Annotated in this window: 13 protein-coding genes; 1 reads left to right on the forward strand and 12 read right to left on the reverse strand. The window is 67.8% G+C overall.

The window, feature by feature from the left end; translation table 11 throughout:
• Positions 1-11 precede the first annotated feature (11 nt).
• Positions 12-761, reverse strand: coding sequence for an electron transfer flavoprotein subunit beta/FixA family protein (locus ACFPO9_RS11550; protein WP_379770765.1), 750 nt, complete (start codon positions 759-761; stop codon positions 12-14).
• An 11-nt stretch (positions 762-772) separates the two neighbouring features.
• Positions 773-4,318, reverse strand: coding sequence for an indolepyruvate ferredoxin oxidoreductase family protein (locus ACFPO9_RS11555; RefSeq protein WP_379770767.1), 3,546 nt, complete (start codon positions 4,316-4,318; stop codon positions 773-775).
• A gap of 96 nt (positions 4,319-4,414) precedes the next feature.
• On the opposite strand from ACFPO9_RS11555, the gene ACFPO9_RS11560 reads away from it, so the two are divergent.
• Complete coding sequence (locus tag ACFPO9_RS11560; protein WP_379770769.1) at positions 4,415-5,326, forward strand: LysR family transcriptional regulator; 912 nt, start codon at positions 4,415-4,417, stop codon at positions 5,324-5,326.
• 25 nt (positions 5,327-5,351) lie between these two features.
• On the opposite strand, the gene ACFPO9_RS11565 is transcribed toward ACFPO9_RS11560, so the two are convergent.
• From ACFPO9_RS11565 to ACFPO9_RS11610, 10 genes are all read right to left on the reverse strand, one after another.
• Positions 5,352-6,476, reverse strand: coding sequence for an acyl-CoA dehydrogenase family protein (locus tag ACFPO9_RS11565; RefSeq protein ID WP_379770772.1), 1,125 nt, complete (start codon positions 6,474-6,476; stop codon positions 5,352-5,354).
• A 26-nt stretch (positions 6,477-6,502) separates the two neighbouring features.
• Complete coding sequence (locus ACFPO9_RS11570) at positions 6,503-7,303, reverse strand: crotonase/enoyl-CoA hydratase family protein (protein ID WP_379770774.1); 801 nt, start codon at positions 7,301-7,303, stop codon at positions 6,503-6,505.
• Positions 7,300-8,346 (reverse strand): acyl-CoA dehydrogenase family protein, encoded by a 1,047-nt coding sequence (locus tag ACFPO9_RS11575; protein ID WP_379770777.1) that lies wholly within the window; start codon positions 8,344-8,346, stop codon positions 7,300-7,302. Before ACFPO9_RS11575 ends, ACFPO9_RS11570 begins: the two co-directional genes overlap by 4 nt.
• A gap of 11 nt (positions 8,347-8,357) precedes the next feature.
• The gene (locus tag ACFPO9_RS11580) at positions 8,358-9,503 is read right to left on the reverse strand and encodes an acyl-CoA dehydrogenase family protein (RefSeq protein WP_379770779.1); all 1,146 of its coding nucleotides are present in this window, start codon (positions 9,501-9,503) and stop codon (positions 8,358-8,360) included.
• Positions 9,504-9,593: 90 nt separating this feature from the next.
• A complete protein-coding gene (locus ACFPO9_RS11585; protein ID WP_379770782.1) occupies positions 9,594-10,901 on the reverse strand; it encodes an amidohydrolase family protein in 1,308 nt (435 codons plus the stop codon).
• Between the two features lie 120 nt (positions 10,902-11,021).
• Positions 11,022-12,296, reverse strand: coding sequence for a cytochrome P450 (locus tag ACFPO9_RS11590; protein ID WP_379770784.1), 1,275 nt, complete (start codon positions 12,294-12,296; stop codon positions 11,022-11,024).
• Positions 12,297-12,387: 91 nt separating this feature from the next.
• Positions 12,388-13,158 (reverse strand): SDR family NAD(P)-dependent oxidoreductase, encoded by a 771-nt coding sequence (locus tag ACFPO9_RS11595; protein ID WP_379770786.1) that lies wholly within the window; start codon positions 13,156-13,158, stop codon positions 12,388-12,390.
• Between the two features lie 21 nt (positions 13,159-13,179).
• Complete coding sequence (locus ACFPO9_RS11600) at positions 13,180-14,379, reverse strand: MFS transporter (RefSeq protein WP_379770788.1); 1,200 nt, start codon at positions 14,377-14,379, stop codon at positions 13,180-13,182.
• Entirely contained in the window at positions 14,372-15,445 is a 1,074-nt protein-coding gene (locus ACFPO9_RS11605; RefSeq protein ID WP_379770791.1) for a phosphotransferase family protein, read from the reverse strand. Before ACFPO9_RS11605 ends, ACFPO9_RS11600 begins: the two co-directional genes overlap by 8 nt.
• Positions 15,442-16,716, reverse strand: a complete 1,275-nt coding sequence (locus ACFPO9_RS11610) for an acyl-CoA dehydrogenase family protein (RefSeq protein ID WP_379770793.1) — start codon at positions 16,714-16,716, stop codon at positions 15,442-15,444. Before ACFPO9_RS11610 ends, ACFPO9_RS11605 begins: the two co-directional genes overlap by 4 nt.
• Positions 16,717-16,746: the final 30 nt, after the last annotated feature.

Below are 16,746 nucleotides of genomic sequence, written 5' to 3' on the forward strand. Positions count from 1 at the left end.
TTTATCCTAAATTAGATGACTTTGGCTTCGGTACGCAGCTTGGCTACCAGGGTCGCCACGTCCGGCACCTTGATGCCGGCCGAACGCTTGGCCGGCTCCGACACTTTCAGCGTCTTCAGGCGCGGGGTCACGTCCACACCCAGGTCTTCCGGCTTGATGGTCTCGAGCGGCTTCTTCTTGGCCTTCATGATGTTCGGCAGCGTCACATAGCGCGGCTCGTTCAGGCGCAGGTCGGTGGTGACGATGGCAGGCAGGCTCAAAGCCACGGTTTCCAGGCCGCCGTCGACTTCGCGGGTCACGGTAACCTTGCCGTCTTCCAGCACGACTTTCGAGGCGAAGGTCGCCTGCGGCCAGCCCAGCAGGGCGGCCAGCATCTGGCCGGTCTGGTTCGAATCGTCGTCGATCGCCTGCTTGCCCAGGATGATCAGCTGCGGCTGCTCCTTATCGGCCAGGGCCTTCAGCACCTTGGCCACGCCCAGCGGCTCGATTTCCGCGCTGGTCTCGACCAGGATGCCGCGGTCGGCGCCGATGGCCATGCCGGTACGCAGGGTTTCCTGGGCCTGGGTCACGCCGCAGGTCACGGCCACGATCTCGGTGACCTTGCCGGCTTCCTTCAGGCGGGTCGCTTCTTCGAGGGCGATCTCGTCGAAGGGGTTCATCGACATTTTGACGTTGACGATATCGACACCGCTGCCGTCGGATTTGACGCGGACCTTGACGTTGTAGTCGACCACGCGCTTGACTGGTACCAGTATTTTCATGCCTATCTCCTTCAAGTCTTGTTATGGGGGGCCGAAGCCCCATAGAGCGCCATGAGGCGCGCACGCCGTTCCGCCGCCGCGTCCATGGCCTTTTCCTTCACGTGGCCGTAACCACGTATCTTTTCCGGCAAACGCGCCAGCTCAAGGGCAGTGTCGAGCCGATCCGGGGTCAAGGTCTCGCAGAACAGCCGCAGCATGGCGAAGTAGTCTTCGACCAGTGCGCGCTCGCGGCGCCGTTCGGCGGTCTTGCCGAAGGGGTCGAGCAGCGTGCCGCGCAAGCCATTCAAGCGGGCCAGGACGGAGAACGCCTGCATCATCCAGGGGCCGTAGCGGCGCTTGACGAGCCTGCCGACAGCATCGCGCGCAGCCGTCATCGGCGGCGCCAGGTGGAAATGCAGCTGGTAGTCCTTGCCCGGCTCGCCCTCGAACTGGCTGCGCAGCTCGGCCAGGAACTCGGGGGCGCTATGCAGGCGCGCTACTTCGTATTCGTCCTTGTAAGCCATCAGCTTGGCGAGGTTGCGCGCCACCGCTTCCGTCAGCGCCAGCCTCCCGCCGGGGTCGACCTCGGCCTCGGCCTTGCGCAGGCGCTCCAGCACTGCGCGGTAACGCAGAGCATAGGCAGGATTCTGGTAGGCCGTCAGCAGTTCGACCCGCTGCTCGATCAGGCGGTCCAGCGTCACCGGCATCGGAAGCAGCCTGGCCTGCGCGGCTGGGGTGGCGGGTGCAGTGCAAGCAACCGGATCGTGCGCCGCCAGACGGCCGACCTCGAACGCCTGCTGGTTCTTCTCGACCGCCACGCCGTTCAACTCGATTGCGCGCAGCAGCGCGGCGCGTCCCAGCGGCACCCAGCCCTTTTGCCAGGCGTAGCCGAGCAGCAGCGGGTTGGCGTAGATCGTGTCGCCGAACAGGCGCAGGGCCAGCGCATTCGCGTCCACGAACTCGCAGGCGTCGCCGATGGCGGTGCGCAGGTCGCCCTCGGCCGCCGCGCCCGGGAAGGTCCAGTCGGGATTCGACAGGAAGGCCGCCGACGGCACCGACGCGCTGTTGACGATGGCCCGGGTCCGGCCGCGCCGCACCCGCGACAAGGCGTCGCCGGACGCCGCCACCATCGCGTCGCAGCCGATCAGCAGGGCCGCTTCACCCGTCGGCACGCGGGTCGCATGGATGCTGTCCGGATGCGCCGCGATCTGCACGTGGCTCAGCACCGCGCCGCCTTTCTGCGCCAGGCCGGTGATGTCGAGCACCTTGACGCCCTTGTTTTCCAGATGGGCCGCCATGCCCAGCAGCGCGCCGATGGTCACCACGCCGGTGCCGCCCACGCCGGGCACGACGATGCCGCAGACACCCTCGAGCGGGGCTTGCACCGGTTCCGGCACGGATGGCGCTTCGGCGGCGGCTGCCGCAATGCGGGGCCGGCGCAGCTGGGCGCCTTCGGCGGTGACGAAACTCGGGCAAAATCCGTTCACGCAAGAGAAATCCTTGTTGCACGAACTCTGGTTGATCCTTCGCTTGGTGCCGTAAGGGGTCTCGAGCGGTTCGACCGACAGGCAGTTCGACGCGACCGAGCAGTCGCCGCAGCCCTCGCAGACCGCCGGGTTGATGAAGGCGCGCCGCGCCGGGTCCGGATAGTCGCCGCGCTTGCGCCGGCGCCGCTTTTCGGTGGCGCAGGTCTGGTCGTAGATCATGACCGATACGCCGGCGACTTCGCGCAGCTCCAGCTGCAAGGCGTCGAACTGGTCGCGATGGTGCACCGTCACAGCGTCGGGCAGACCGGTGCGCGCGGCATATTTTCCCGGCTCGTCGCTCACCACCAGCACCCGTACCGCACCTTCGCTCACCACCTGCTGGGCGATCTGCGGCACGCTCAAGCTACCGTCCACCGGCTGACCACCGGTCATCGCGACCGCATCGTTGTAGAGGATCTTGTAGGTCAGCGTGGCCTTGGCCGCGATCGCCGCACGGATCGCCAGCAGGCCGGAATGGAAATAGGTCCCGTCGCCGAGGTTCACGAACACGTGCTTGTCGCGCGTGAAATGCATCTGCCCGAGCCAGCTCACGCCCTCCCCGCCCATCTGGGCCACGGTCTCGGTGCGGCGGTCCATCCACAAGGCCATGTAGTGGCAGCCGATGCCGGCCAGCGCGCGCGAACCCTCCGGCACCCTGGTCGAGGTATTGTGCGGGCAGCCGGAGCAGAACCACGGCTTGCGCTCCACCGTCACGCGCGGCCGCGCCGCTTCGCGCTCCTTGGCCTCGATCACGGCGATGCGCGCGTCGATCGCGGCGCGCAGCTGCTGCGGCAGGCCGGCCTGGCCCAGACGGCGCGCGACCGCCTTGGCGATCAGCGCCGGCGACAGCTCGTAGCGCGCGGGCAGCAGCCATTCACCGCGCGGCGAGGTCCATTCCCCGCCCTCCATGCCGCGCTCGTCGAACTTGCCGTACACCCGCGGACGCCGATCGTTGGGCCAGTTGTACAGCTGCTCCTTGATCGCATATTCGAGCACCTGGCGCTTTTCCTCGACCACCAGGATTTCCTCGAGCCCGGCCGCGAATTCGCGCACGTCGTCCGCGTGCAGCGGCCAGACGCAGCCGACCTTCAGGATGCGGATGCCGATGGCGCGGCAGGCCGCTTCGTCCAGGCCGAGGTCGGCCAGCGCCTGGCGCAGGTCGAGGTAGGCCTTGCCGGCGGCGACGATGCCGAAGCGCGCATCGGGCGCATCCAGTACGACCTGGTTCAGCTTGTTGGCACGGACGTAGTCGAGGGCGGCATACCACTTGCGTTCGACCAGGCGTGCCTCCTGCTCGAGCGGGCCGTCGGGCCAGCGGATGCCAAGGCCGCCCTCGGGCAGGGGCGTATCCGGCACCACGATGCGCAGGCGCTGCGGGTCCATCTCCACCGACGCCGAGGATTCCACCACGTCGGTCACGCATTTCATCGCCACCCACAGGCCGGCATGGCGGCTCATCGCCCAACCGTGCAGGCCGTAGTCGTGGAATTCCTGCACGCTGGACGGATACAGTACCGGAATGCCGCAGGCGACCAGCAGGTGTTCCGACTGGTGCGCCACGGTGGACGACTTGGCGGCGTGGTCGTCGCCGACCAGCATCAGCACGCCGCCCCTGGCCGAGGTCCCGGCGGCGTTCGCGTGCTTGAGCACGTCGGCCGAACGGTCCACGCCCGGCCCCTTGCCGTACCACATGCCGAACACGCCGTCGCGGGTGGCGCTGTCGTACAGATTCACCTGCTGGGTGCCCCACACCGCGGTGGCCGCCAGGTCTTCGTTCAGGCCGGGCTGGAATACCACGTCGTGGCTGTCGAGGTGCTTCTTCGCCTTCCATAGCGCGAGATCCAGTCCGCCCAGCGGCGAGCCGCGGTAGCCGGACACATAGCCGCCCGTGTTCAGGCCCGCAGCGAGATCGCGCTCTTTCTGCAGCATCGGCAGGCGCGCCAGCATCTGCACCCCGCTCAGGTAGATGCGTCCCTGGTCGACCGTGTATTTGTCGTCGAGCGCGACGGCGCGTAGCGCTAGTCCGGCGGCAGGCGTTAGCGGCGAGTTCATGCGGTGTCTCCGTCAAGAATTTTTATGAACAGAGTCTACAAAACTGTGCAACTATCGTAAAATCAAAAATCATGAGCCCAGGTATCAGAAAAACGCATGCCCGGCACCGATAACGTCAGCCTGCGCCAGTTGCGCTACTTCGTGGCCGCCGCCGAGACCGGCCGCTTTTCGATGGCCGCCACGCGCGCCCACGTATCGCAGTCGGCGATCACCAACGCGGTGCTGCTGCTGGAACAGGAACTGGGCGTGCGGCTATTCGATCGCAAGCCGCATGGGGTAGCCCTCACCGCCGACGGCCAGCGTTTCTACCACCGCACGCGCGGCATCCTAGACTCGCTGGCGGACTGCCTGCGCGAACAGCACCTGCCGGCCCTGCAGCTGGCGGGCCCGCTGCGGGTGGGCGCCTCCTACACCCTGCTCGGCTATTTCCTGCCGCCGCTGCTGGCGCGCTTCCGCGACCAGTATCCCGCTGTCGAGATCGACCTGGCCGACATGCACCGCCATGCCATCGAAGACGAAGTCGAGTCCGGACGGCTGGACATGGGCGTGGTGATCCTGTCGAACCTTCCCGAGCGCGAACGCTTCGGCCACCATGTGCTGGTGCGCTCGCGCCGCCAGCTGTGGATGGCGGCCGACCATCCGCTGCTCGGGAAGGACAACGCCGCCCTGTCCGACATCGCGGCCTACCCGTATATCCAGGTGACGGTGGACGAAAGCGAGGAGTCGACGCGGCGCTACTGGGAAGCGCGCGGCGTGCAGCCGCACATCGCCTTCCGCACCAGCTCGATGGAGGCGCTGCGCGGCCTGATCGCCCATGGCTTCGGAGTCAGCATCCTGTCGGACATGGTGTACCGCCACTGGTCGCTCGAGGGCAAGAAGATCGAGGCGCGCCCGATCCTCGACGTCGTGCCCGACATGGAGGTGGGGCTGATCTGGCACCGCGACCGGCCGCTGGGGCAGCCGGGCGAAGCCTTCCGCCAGTTCCTGATACGGACCAGCGGCGGCTGAGCCGGGTCTGCCGTGTGTTACGGCGCTACAGCGAGCGGGAGATGATCTCTTTCATGATCTCCGAAGTGCCGCCGTAGATACGCGCCACGCGGGCGTCGACCCAGGCGCGGCTGATCTTGTACTCGCTCATGAAGCCATAGCCGCCGTGCAGCTGCAGCAGCTCGTCGAGCACCCTGCCCTGCATTTCCGACCCGAGCAGCTTGCACATCGCGCCCACTTCGGCCGACAGCTCGCCGCGCATGGCCTTGGCCAGGCAGTCGTCGACGAACACACGCAGCATCGTGGCCTGGGCCTTGCATTCAGCCAGCTTGAACCTGGTGTTCTGGAAGTCGAACACGGGCTTGCCGAACACCTTGCGCTCGCGGACGTAGGCCAGCGTGTCCTCTAGCAGCGCTTCGATGCTGGCGGCGGCGCGCAGGCCGATGATGGTGCGCTCCCACGCCAGCTGGTGAGTCAGGTAGGAGAAGCCCTTGTTTTCCTCGCCCAGGCGGTTCGCTGCCGGCACCCGCACTTCGTCGAAGAACAGCTCCGAGGTGTCCTGCCCTTTCAGACCGATCTTTTCCAGCAGCTTGCCCTTCGAGAAGCCCTGACGGTCGGCCTCGACGCAGATCAGGGTCAGCTCCTTCGCGCCCGGGTCCAGCTTGGTGGCGGTGACCATCAGGTCGGCGTTGCCGCCGTTGGTGATGAAGGTCTTCTGGCCGTTGATCACATAATCGTCGCCGTCAACCCTCGCGCTGGTGCGCATCGAGCGCAGGTCCGAGCCGATGCCCGGTTCGCTCATCGCGATCACCCCGATCATCTCGCCGCTGACCATTTTCGGCAGCCAGCGCTGCTTCTGCTCCTCGCTGCCATACGCGACGATATACGGGGCCACGATCTCGGAATGGGTGGTGAAGCCGATCGCGGTGGCGTTCACGCGCGCCAGTTCCTCGATCATCACGGCCGAGTGGCCGAAGTCGCCGCCAGCGCCACCATATTCCTCGGGCACGGTGGAGCACAGCAGTCCCACCTCGCCGGCCTTGCGCCATACGGACTTCGGCACGATGCCGGCATGCTCCCACTCCGGCAAGTGGGGCACGATCTCGTTCTCGATGAACCGCCTGGCCATCTCGCGGAACATGTGGTGGTCTTCACGGAACACACTGCGCATGCTGCTTCTCCTGATGTTGTTCGGACCTAGCAGCCCTTGTATTGCGGTTCGCGCTTGCCGAGGAAGGCCGACACCGCTTCCGCGTGGTCCTCGGTGTGATGGGCCAGCGCCTGGTAGGCGGCCGACATCTCGAGAAGCGAATCGAGCCGCATGTGCTGACCCTCGCGCAGCAGGCGCTTGGTCAGGCGCAGCCCGTGCGACGGATTGGCGGCCATGCGCCGCGCAATCGCCAGCGCGGCCTCCTGCAGCTGCGCCGCCGGCACCACCTCGGTCACCAGCCCCCAGGCCAGGGCGGTGGCGGCGTCGATGGTGTCGCCAGTCAGCGCCATCAGGCTGGCCTTGGGCATGCCGACGATGCGCGGCAGCAGCCAGGCGCCGCCGTCTCCCGGAACGATGCCCAGCTTGACGAAGCTCTCGGCAAATTTGGCGCTGTCGGCCGCGATCCGCACGTCGCACATGCAGGCGAGGTCGAGGCCGGCGCCGATCGCCGGGCCATTCAAGGCCGCGATCACCGGCACCTCCAGGCTGTACAGGCACAAGGGGATGCGCTGGATGCCGTTGCGGTAGCTTTCGCTGACTTCATAGGGCGAGCCGGCGAAGATCCCGCCACGCTCGGCCATGTCCTTGACGTTGCCGCCCGCGCAAAAGGCCGGGCCGCTCCCGGTCAGGATCACCACCTTGACGCTGCGGTCCAGGCGCACCGCCGCGCACAGATCGACAAATTCCTGCATCTGGGATGGCGTGCTCAGGGCGTTGCGGGTCTCCGGGCTGTCCATGCGCACGGTCAGGATCGCGTCCTCGCGCTCGATATTCAGGAAGGGGCTCATGCGCGCTGCTCCTGCAAGGTGTCGAAATGGCCGGCGGTGACGCCGGGCCAGAAATTTTCCGCGCCGGCGGCGCAAACCGCCCTCCCCAGCCGCTGCGACCAGGCGCTGGCCGACCCGAACTCGCTGCGCCAGGACCACAGCCGGCGCGTGCTCAGGTGCAGCGTATGTTCGTGCGTGAAGCCGATCGCGCCGTGGACGGCATGGGCCACGCCGGCGCCGATGCCGGCCGCCTCGGAAGCGCAGATCTTGGCCGCGATCGCCTGCAGCCGGACGATGCGCGTTTCCGCCGCCGCGAACGCCGCTTCGGACGCCATGACCGCCGAAGCCGTGTGCTCGGCCAGCACCGCAAGCTGATGCTGGATCGCCTGGAAGCTGCCGATCGGTTTGCCGAACTGGACGCGCTCGCCGGCATAGGTACTCGCCAGCGCCAGCACGCCCTCCAGCGCACCGGCGATCTGGGCCGCGCGCACCATGGCGCCGCCCAGCAGCAGCACATCGGCCGGCCAGCCCTGCGGCAGTTTGGCCTGCGCCACCGGCGCCACGTCCTGGAACAAGAGCGTCGCGCGCGGCTCGGCGGCGGTGTTGGCGCCAGCGCGCCGGCTGGCCGCCTCGGTCGGCAGCAGTACCACGGCCGGCTCCGGGCCGCCGGTCACCGCCACCACCAGCGGTACGGCGTCGCCCCAGGGCACCTCGAGCGCTTCGCCGCTCACCACACCGTTTTGCAGGCGCAGCGAGCCGGCGCCCCCGACGCTGACGGCGCCGGCGGCGGGCGCCAGCCCGGCCGCGCCCAGCAGCCAGTTGGCGAGCATCGCTTCCGGCAGCGGCAGCGGCAGGTTGTAGCGCCCGGCCAGGCGGATCACGCCGCACACGTCGGCCCAGCTGGCGCCGGCCCCGCCCAGCGCCTCGGGCGCCAGCGCCAGCGGAAAGCCGGACTCCTCGACAGCCGCCCACATCGCTTGCGGCCAGGCGCCGTCCTCGCACGCCAGCACCGCTGCGGGGCTGGCCAGGTCGGCGAACAGGCGCTCGACCGTCGAATCGAACATTTGTCTCATGATTAACGCATTCCCAGTCCGCGCGCGATGATCCCGCGGAGTATTTCGCGCGTACCGCCGCGCAGTGAAAATGAAGGAGCCTCCTGCATCAGGTAGGCCAGTATGCGCGCATGCTCGCTGCCGCCGCGGGTCGCGGGTGCGACGTCCAGCAGCGCCTGGGCCATCTCCGGGATCTCCTGCTCGAAGCTGGTGCCCAGATCCTTGACGACCGAGGCTTCCCAGGCCGGGTTGCGGCCGGCCGCCAGGTGTGCGGTGACCGCGAGCGACATCTGGCGCAGGTTGATGAGCCGCGCCGTCAGGCGCCCGATCTCCCTTGCCTGCAGCGCGTCGGGTTCGGGGCCGACCGTCCCGACAAGCGACTGCAGCAGCGCGATCGAACTCAGGAAGCGTTCCGGCCCGCTGCGCTCGAACGCCAGTTCGGCCGTGACCTGGGCCCAGCCCTGGCCTTCGGTGCCGATCAGGGCGCCGGCCTCGAGTTCCACATCGTCGAAGAAGACTTCGTTGAAGTGGCTGGCGCCGGTCAGGTCCTTGATCGGACGGATCGTAATGCCGGGCAGCGACAGGTCGATGATGAACTGCGACAGGCCCTCGTTGCGCCGGCTGTCGGGATCGGTGCGCAGCAAGGCGATCATGTAGTGCGAGCGCTGGGCGTTCGTGGTCCACACTTTCTGGCCGTTGACGATCCATTTGTCGCCGGCGCGCCGTGCGCTGCTCTTGATCGAGGCCAGGTCCGAGCCGGAGTTCGGCTCGCTCATGCCGATGCAGAAGAACCGCTCGCCGCGGCAGATCGCCGGCAAGTGGAAATCCTTTTGCGCTTCGCTGCCGTAATGCAGGATCTGGGGACCGCTCTGGCGGTCTGCAAACCAGTGCGCGGACACCGGCGCGCCGGCCGCCAGCAATTCCTCGATCACCACATAGCGTGCGAAGGGACTGGCATCGGCGCCGCCATAGCGTTTCGGCAGCGCCATGCCGATCCAGCCGCGCTCGCCCAGGCGGCGGCTAAAGTTGGCATCGAAGCCCATCCAGGATTCGGCGCGCCGGGTCGGCGGGACCTCGGCCAGCACGTCGGCGAGGAAGCTCCGCACCTCCGCGCGGATTGCCTCCGCCTCCGGCGGAATGGGACTGTAGGTGAACTGGTCAATGGACATGGTCGCTCATGGTTCGAATGGGCGTGGATCGACCGCTGCGCGCGCAAGCCGGGCGCGCAGCGACGAATGCCGGCCTGCGCCGGCGTGCGCTCAGAGTGCCGTCTGGGCGTCGGCGGCGGCGAACATCTTGTTGATGTCGCCCGAGGTCACCGGACGGGTCGGATCGCGCTCCGGCGCCGCGCCGCCCAGGCCGAGCGCGGGCTCGATGCTGACGTGGGTGGCCTGCGCCTTGAGCGCGCCGACCGTGCAGTTTTCGCGTCCCAGGATCGCGAAGGGGTCGTAGGAGAACTCGCGCATCGCGTTCAGGTGGGTGATCTTGTTGATCACCTCGTCCGACAGGTGCTGCGCCTGTTTCCAGAAGACGTCCGCGGAATTCGGCCAGGTGCAGTCGGAGTGCGGGTAATCGCATTCCCAAGTCACCTTGTCGACGTTGATCGAATCCAGGTTCTTCAGGCCGAAAGCGTCTTCGATGAAGCAGGTGATGATGTGCTCATTGAAGATCTCGCTCGGCTTCTTGCCGCCGAAGTTGGAGTTGGTCCACTCGTGGTGGTGGCTGTGGGTGAAGTCCGCGCGCTCGAGCAAGTAGGGAATCCAGCCGATCCCGCCTTCCGACAAGGCCATGCGCAGCTTCGGATACTTCTTCCACATCGGCGCCCAGATCCAGTCCGCCGCCGAGTTCGAGATCGAGATCGGCATCGAGGTGATCCAGGCGTCGATCGGCGATTCGTCCGAGGCATGGGCGGCCTTGACGCCGGTGCCGATGTGGCAGCAGATGACGACGTCGTTGTCGGCGCAGGCCTTCCACAGCGGGTCCCAGTGGTCGTTGTGGATCGACGGGTAGCCGTGCACGGTCGGGTTATCGGACAAGGTCAGCGCATGCACGCCCTGGGCTGCCAGGCGCTTGACCTCGGCCGCCGCGGCCTGCATGTCCCACCAGGGCACCATCATGAGGGGGATGAAGCGGCCGGGCGCGGCATTGCACCAGTCGTGCAGGTGCCAGTCGTTGTAGGCCTGGATCGCCGCCAGGCTGACTTCCTTGTCGTTCATCACCTGGAAGCGCTGGCCAGCGAAGCCCGGGAAGGTCGGGAAGCACAGCGAGCCGAGCACGCCGTTGGCGTTCATGTCGTCCACGCGCGCCTTGATGTCCCAGGTGCCGCGGCGCATCTGCTCGTAGGAGAGCGGTTCCATGCCGTACTCGTCCTTGGGGCGCCCCACCACCGAGTTCAGGCCCATGTAGCCGGTCGCACGGTCTTCGAAGACCCAGACGTCGCGGCCCTTGATATTGTCCACCCGCGGCTGGCGGCCCTTGAATTTGGCCGGCATGTGGCGGTCGAAAGCGCCGCGCGGTTCGATCGCATGGTCGTCCACGCTGACGAGGATCAGGTCTTCAAATTTCATGTTTGTCTCCAAGGAAATGGAATTCGCCGCAACAGCGAAGGGTTTTCTTCTGCCGTCAATTCTAGAACAGAAAACAAAAACATTAAACACTTTTTCGTTTTCTGTTCATTTATGGATCGATCAATCCCAGATCACATGAACGTGCTTCGGTCCGCGCAGTTGCGCGCCGGTAATGCGCGGTGGCGCCTGCTCCGGATCCAGGCGCAGGTTCGGCATCAGGTCCAGTACGGCGTTGAGCGCAACCTGCAGCTCGGTCTTGGCGATGAACTGGCCGATGCACATGTGCGGACCGAAACCGAAACCAAAGGAGGGCTTGGGCTTGCGGTCGATATCGAATTCCTCGCTGCGCTCGAAGGCCTCCTCGTCACGGTTGGCGGACGAGACGATGCATTGCACCATCGCCCCTTTCGGGATCGCCATGCCGGCCAGCTCCAGGTCCTGCGCCGCCTGGCGTACCTTGAAGGTGGCCACCGGCTCGAAGCGGATCGCCTCGTCGATGGCTTTCGGCACCAGGCTGCGGTCGGCGCGCATGCGCGCCAGCAGTTCCGGCCGTTCCAGCAGCAGGGTCATCAGGGTGCCGAAAGTGCGCGTGGTGGTTTCGGCAGCGGCCGGCAACAGCGAGCGCACGAAGGTCGTGACTTCGTGGTCGTCGAAGCGGCGGCCGTCGCTTTCGGCGCGGATCAGGCGGCTGATCAGGTCATCACCCTCCGCCCCCTTGGCGCGCACCTCGACCACGGCCTCATGGGTAGCGTCGTACAGCGCCTTAGCCGCCTCCATGGCCGCCTTGCGCGCCTGCGCGGCTTTTTCGGCGTCGACCTGGGGCCCGGCCAAGATCGCCAGCGCCCACGCCGCGTATTGCTTGATCTTCTCGGGATCGTTGCCCGGGAAGCCGATCAGCGAGTAGATCAGGCGGATCGGGAACAGCAGCCCGAAGTCCATCAGGTCAGCCTTCTTGTTCGCGACCAGCGGCAGCAGGAACTCCTCGCGCACGATCGGATCCATCTTGGTGTCGCGCCAGCTGTTCACGACCTCGGGCATGAAGATCGGCTGCAGCAGCGCGCGCGCCTTCTTGTGCGCCTCGCCATCCATGCCGGTCAGGATCAGGCCGTCGAAGAAGGCGCCCAGCCCTTCGGCGATGAAGCCGCTGGTGTAGTTGGCGGCATCGCGCAGCACCGCCATCACCTCCTTGTACCGGAACACCGTGAAGGTCGGCCGGTTCGGGTCGAGCCCCGCGATGTTCGGCACGCCCAGCTTGCCCATGAAGTTCTCGGCGATGATCGGCGAGTTCCTGCGCATGTCGCGGTAGATCGCATGCAGGTCCACGTCCTCGCCGCGGTAGTTGTCGGCGACGCCCGAGTAGGCGCTCTCCAGGCTCACGTTGTTTGCACTGCTCATGTCTTCCTCCATCGTTATTTGAACACTTTTCAAGATAGTGCTCTATTTATGGAGAATTGCCAAGCAATACGCGCGGCCCCTCGCCCCACGCTCAGGGGATCATCAGGCCCCCGTCCACCGCCAGCGTCTGGCCGGTGATGAAGCGGGCGCCCTCGCCCATCATGAACACCACGAAGGGCGTCATGTCGCGGTCCGGATCGCCCAGCCTGCCGCCGAGCGGGATCAGGCCGGCCATCATGCGGTCGTGCGCGGCCAACGTCTCCGCATCCATGCGCGCACGGTGCGCCTCGTACATCGGCGTCCACATGCCTGGCGCGGCGGCGTTGACGCTGATGCCATGCCGTCCCCACTCCTTGGCCACGGTGCGGCTCCAGCCGAGCACCGCCGCCTTGGCCGCCGAGTAATGGGCGCAGCCGGGCAGGCCCATGACCCCGGCCGCCGAACCGAAGTTCAGGATGCGCCCGCCGCGCTCGCGCAGGTGCGGGAAAGCGACCTGGTTGGTGTTGAGGGTGCCGCGTGCGTTGACGTCGAACATCAGATCCCAATCGGCGTCGCCGATCGTCTCGGCGGGCGCGGCACGCTCGATGCCGGCGATGTTGACCAGCCCGTCGAGGCCGCCCAGCCACGCCACGGCGGCGCCGAAGGCGTCCTCCACCTCGGACCGGGCACGTACATCGCAATGAAAATAGCTGGCGGCCCCCGGCCCGGCCGCATCGGCGCGCGCGGCCTGTTCCCGGCCCGCCGCGTCGCTCACGTCCATCGCCGCCACCCGCGCACCGGCCGCGACCAGCTCGCGCAACACGCTGGCGCCGATGCCGCCAGCGGCGCCGGTGACGATCAAACGCTTGTCCTTGAGTTCCATGTGTTCTCCTCGATAATGGATTCAGCTGCCGCGATCGGCATGAATGGTGCGTGCCTGCAGGCTGCCCAGCCCGAGCGCGGCCGACATCAGCCAGAACAGGGCCGCGGCGCCGATGCCTGCGCCGATCGCGCCGAACAGCAGCGGCATCACGGCCATCGACGCGTGCAGGGTCATCGAGCGTAGCGCCAGGCCCTCTCCCTGGCGCTCGGGCGGCGTCACCTCATGCAGGGTAGCAAGGATGGCCGGCTGCACCAGGCCCAGCCCGATGCCGAGGATGGCCGCGCAGGCCGCCATGGCCCACGCGCTGCGGAACAGGGGATAGGCCGCGAACACGGCGCAGGTGAGCAGCAAGGCGCCGCACAGCAGGGCGCGGCGCGACAGGCGGCCCGCGACCAGCGGCATCAGCAGCCGCACCGTCATCGACGCCGCCGCGTAGGCCGCCAGCACCAGGCCCAGGGCGGAAGCGTTCAGGCCGCGTTCGACGCCCAGTAGCGGCAGAGCGAAGCCGTGCACGTCCCAGCTGAGCGACACCACCCAGCTGACGAACAGCAGGCGGCGCAGGGATGGCAGCCGCAGCAGGTCCCAGGCCGAGGTCTTGCGCACACCCGGCGCCGGGGCCGGACGCGGCGCTTCGCGCGGCACCGCCCGCGCCGCCAGCAAGGTGGCGGCGGGCAGCAGCGCCAGCGCCAGGAAGGCGGCGGAAAATCCGGCGTGATCGATCAACAGGCCCGCCAACATCGGTCCGAACAGCCCGGCCAGCGCCGGCGCCAGCGCGATCCAGCTGAACACCCGCAGGCGCTCGCTGTCGCTCTGGGCCAGCCGGCTGGCGCTGCGCTGGATCGCGATCATCCCGAAACCGGACCCTGCGCCGCACAAGGCGGCGGCCACGCACAGCGTGAAGAGGTTCTGCAGTGCGGCCGCCAGCAGGGTCCCGCCGAGCGAGCAAACGGCGGCGACGCGTACCGGCAGGTGGTAGCCACGGCGGTCCGCGAGCCGACCGGCCGGCAGCGCCAGCAGCGCCGGGAACAGCGCGAACATCGTCATCACCAAGCCCACCGACCAGGCTGAGTAGCCGAGGCGCAGGACGTTCAGGGGTGCAGCCAGACGCACGCCCTGAACGCAGGCATGCAGGCCCACCTGGCAGGCAACCATTGCGCCCAGCGCCAGGTGCATGCCGCGCGGCGCCGCCGTTTCATCCTTTTCCGCCGCGCTACTATGCATGACCGGCCCCGATCGCGTCCCGCGCCTGTTCCAGCAGCCGCACGGCGGAGGCGTGGTGCTGCTCCCCGGTGTCGCGCGCGCCCATGCCGGCGCACGAGCGGGCATGGCTTGCCTCCAGCATGATGCCGAGCTTGAAGCGCGCCAGCGCCACGTACCAGTCGACGGCGCTCAGGTCGCGCCGGCTGCCGGCGCCGTAGCGCTGCACCAGCTCGGCCGGCGTAGCTAGGCCAGCCGCTGGCGCGATGCGGATGGTGCCGGCCCCGCGGCCCTGGGCATCGGGCCAGGTGGCCACCAGCCAGCCCAGATCGAGCAGCGGATCGCCGATAGTGGCCAGCTCCCAGTCGATGATGGCCGCCAGGCGCGGGCTGTCGCGCCGGAACATGACGTTCCCGAAGTGATAATCGCCGTGCAGGATGCCGGGCGTGAAGCGGGCCGGCACGCGCTCGCGCAGCCACTGCGCCACCTCATCCACCCCGGGCAACGCCTGCCTTCCCGGCCAGCCGGCGTACTGCCGGCATTCGTCGAGGTGGCGCAGCCAGCGCGGCACCTGGCGCTCGAGGAAGCCCTCGGGTTTGCCGAAGTCCGCCAGCCCGGCCTGGCCCGGGTCGATCTCTCCCAGGCTAAGCAGGCCATCGACCATCTCAAGCCCCAGCTGCCGGCGCCAGGCCGCATCGTCGGCGTATGGCGGCGGCAGCGGATGGGGCGTGGCCGTGAAACCCTCCACCGGCGCCATCAGGTAAAAGGGCACGCCCAGCACGGCGCCGTCGTCGCAGGCGGCGATCAGTTCGGGATGCGGCACCGCGCTACCGCCCAGCGCCCGCAGCAGCCGCGCTTCACGCAGGAAGCCGCGCCGGGCCTCCGGACCGGCGCCCGGCCGCGGACAACGCAGGACGTACTCCACGCCGGCGCCGCGCCGGAAGCGCAGCAGGATGTTCTGTGTACCGCCGGTCAGGGCCGTGGCCTTGCCGATTGGCCCTTCGCCGAGGCCCTGCCCGTCCATCCAGTGCGCCAGCGCGTCCAGGTCTAACGCCCTATGTGCTTCGGCCTGCGCTGCGGTGGCGCTCACGCGAGCACCGCGCGGAACTTGTCGGCCGCCGCGGCCGCTGCGGTCGGACGGTGATAGGCGGGGAACAATTCCTCGCACGGCGCGTAGGCGCGCAGCAGCTGGCGCGCCAGCGTCACCTTGTGCACCTCGGTCGGGCCGTCCGCCAGTCCCATCTGGTAGGAGCGCACGATCATGCCGACGAAGGGCATCTCGGTCGAAACGCCGATCGAGCCGTGCACCTGCAGCGCGCTGGACGCGATGTCGTGCAAGACCTTCGGCATGGCCGCCTTGACCGCCGCGATGTCCTTGCGGACCTTCTGGTAGTCGTGATATTTGTCGATGCGCCAGGCGGTGCGCATCACCAGCAAGCGGAACTGCTCGAGCTGGATCCAGGCGTCGGCGATCTTTTCCTGCACCATCTGCTTGTCCGACAAGGCCGATCCCTGGGTGCTGCGTGACAGCGCGCGCTCGCACAGCGCATCGAGCGCCTTCTGCGCCTGGCCGGCGACGCGCATGGCGTGGTGCACGCGCCCACCGCCCAGGCGCACCTGGGCGATCGCGAACGCCTCCCCCGGTGCGCCCAGCATGCAGTCGGCACCGACACTCACCCCGCGGAAATCCAGGTAGGCGTGCGTGGCCTCGGGATCGTCGGCGACCCCAACGTTGCGGATGATTTCGATGCCCGGCGTGTCGGCCGGCACCACGAACATGCTCATGCCCTGGTAGGGAGAAACCGCCGGATCGGTGACCGCCATGACGATGAAGAAGGCGGCATAGCGCGCGTTCGAGGCGAACCACTTCTGGCCGTCGATCACCCAGCCGTCGCCGTCACGCACGGCGCGCGAAGTGAATACCTTCGGATCCGCGCCGCCCTGGGGCTCGGTCATGGCGAAGCAGGAAACCACTGCGTTGGCCAGCAGGGGCTCGAGAAAGCGCTTTTTCTGGTCCGGCGTGCCGTAGGCGGCCAGGATCTCGCAGTTGCCGGAATCGGGCGCGTGGGCGCCGAACACGATCGGGGCGAACAGCGCGCGCCCGAGGATTTCGTTCATCAGCCCTAGCTTGACCTGGCCGTAGCCAGCCCCGCCCAGCTCCGGCCCCAGGTGGCAGGCCCACAGGCGGCGCTCCTTCACCTGGCGCTGCAAAGGGCGCACCAGCAGCTCGAAGCGCGGATCGTGGATGTTCCAGGGACTTCCCAGGACGTGTTCGAGCGGTTCCACCTCGTCGCGCACGAACTGCGCCATCCAGTCCAGCTCCGCCTGGAACTGCGGGTCGGTCTCAAAATCCCATGCCATGTCGTGTCTCCCGATGATGTTAGTTCGGCC

Origin of the sequence: Massilia aerilata (assembly GCF_042656905.1) — a bacterium.
Classification (GTDB): Bacteria; Pseudomonadota; Gammaproteobacteria; order Burkholderiales; family Burkholderiaceae_D; genus Telluria; species Telluria aerilata.

Excerpts from the sequence above, each read along its gene's own strand:
- ACFPO9_RS11610 (WP_379770793.1), bottom strand. The coding sequence starts at position 16,716 with ATGGCATGGGATTTTGAGACCGACCCGCAGTTCCAGGCGGAGCTGGAC.
- ACFPO9_RS11595 (WP_379770786.1), bottom strand. The coding sequence starts at position 13,158 with ATGGAACTCAAGGACAAGCGTTTGATCGTCACCGGCGCCGCTGGCGGC.
- ACFPO9_RS11560 (WP_379770769.1), top strand. The coding sequence starts at position 4,415 with ATGCCCGGCACCGATAACGTCAGCCTGCGCCAGTTGCGCTACTTCGTG.
- ACFPO9_RS11565 (WP_379770772.1), bottom strand. The coding sequence starts at position 6,476 with ATGCGCAGTGTGTTCCGTGAAGACCACCACATGTTCCGCGAGATGGCC.
- ACFPO9_RS11575 (WP_379770777.1), bottom strand. The coding sequence starts at position 8,346 with ATGTTCGATTCGACGGTCGAGCGCCTGTTCGCCGACCTGGCCAGCCCC.
- ACFPO9_RS11555 (WP_379770767.1), bottom strand. The coding sequence starts at position 4,318 with ATGAACTCGCCGCTAACGCCTGCCGCCGGACTAGCGCTACGCGCCGTC.
- ACFPO9_RS11570 (WP_379770774.1), bottom strand. The coding sequence starts at position 7,303 with ATGAGCCCCTTCCTGAATATCGAGCGCGAGGACGCGATCCTGACCGTG.
- ACFPO9_RS11585 (WP_379770782.1), bottom strand. The coding sequence starts at position 10,901 with ATGAAATTTGAAGACCTGATCCTCGTCAGCGTGGACGACCATGCGATC.
- ACFPO9_RS11550 (WP_379770765.1), bottom strand. The coding sequence starts at position 761 with ATGAAAATACTGGTACCAGTCAAGCGCGTGGTCGACTACAACGTCAAG.
- ACFPO9_RS11580 (WP_379770779.1), bottom strand. The coding sequence starts at position 9,503 with ATGTCCATTGACCAGTTCACCTACAGTCCCATTCCGCCGGAGGCGGAG.
- ACFPO9_RS11590 (WP_379770784.1), bottom strand. The coding sequence starts at position 12,296 with ATGAGCAGTGCAAACAACGTGAGCCTGGAGAGCGCCTACTCGGGCGTC.
- ACFPO9_RS11600 (WP_379770788.1), bottom strand. The coding sequence starts at position 14,379 with ATGCATAGTAGCGCGGCGGAAAAGGATGAAACGGCGGCGCCGCGCGGC.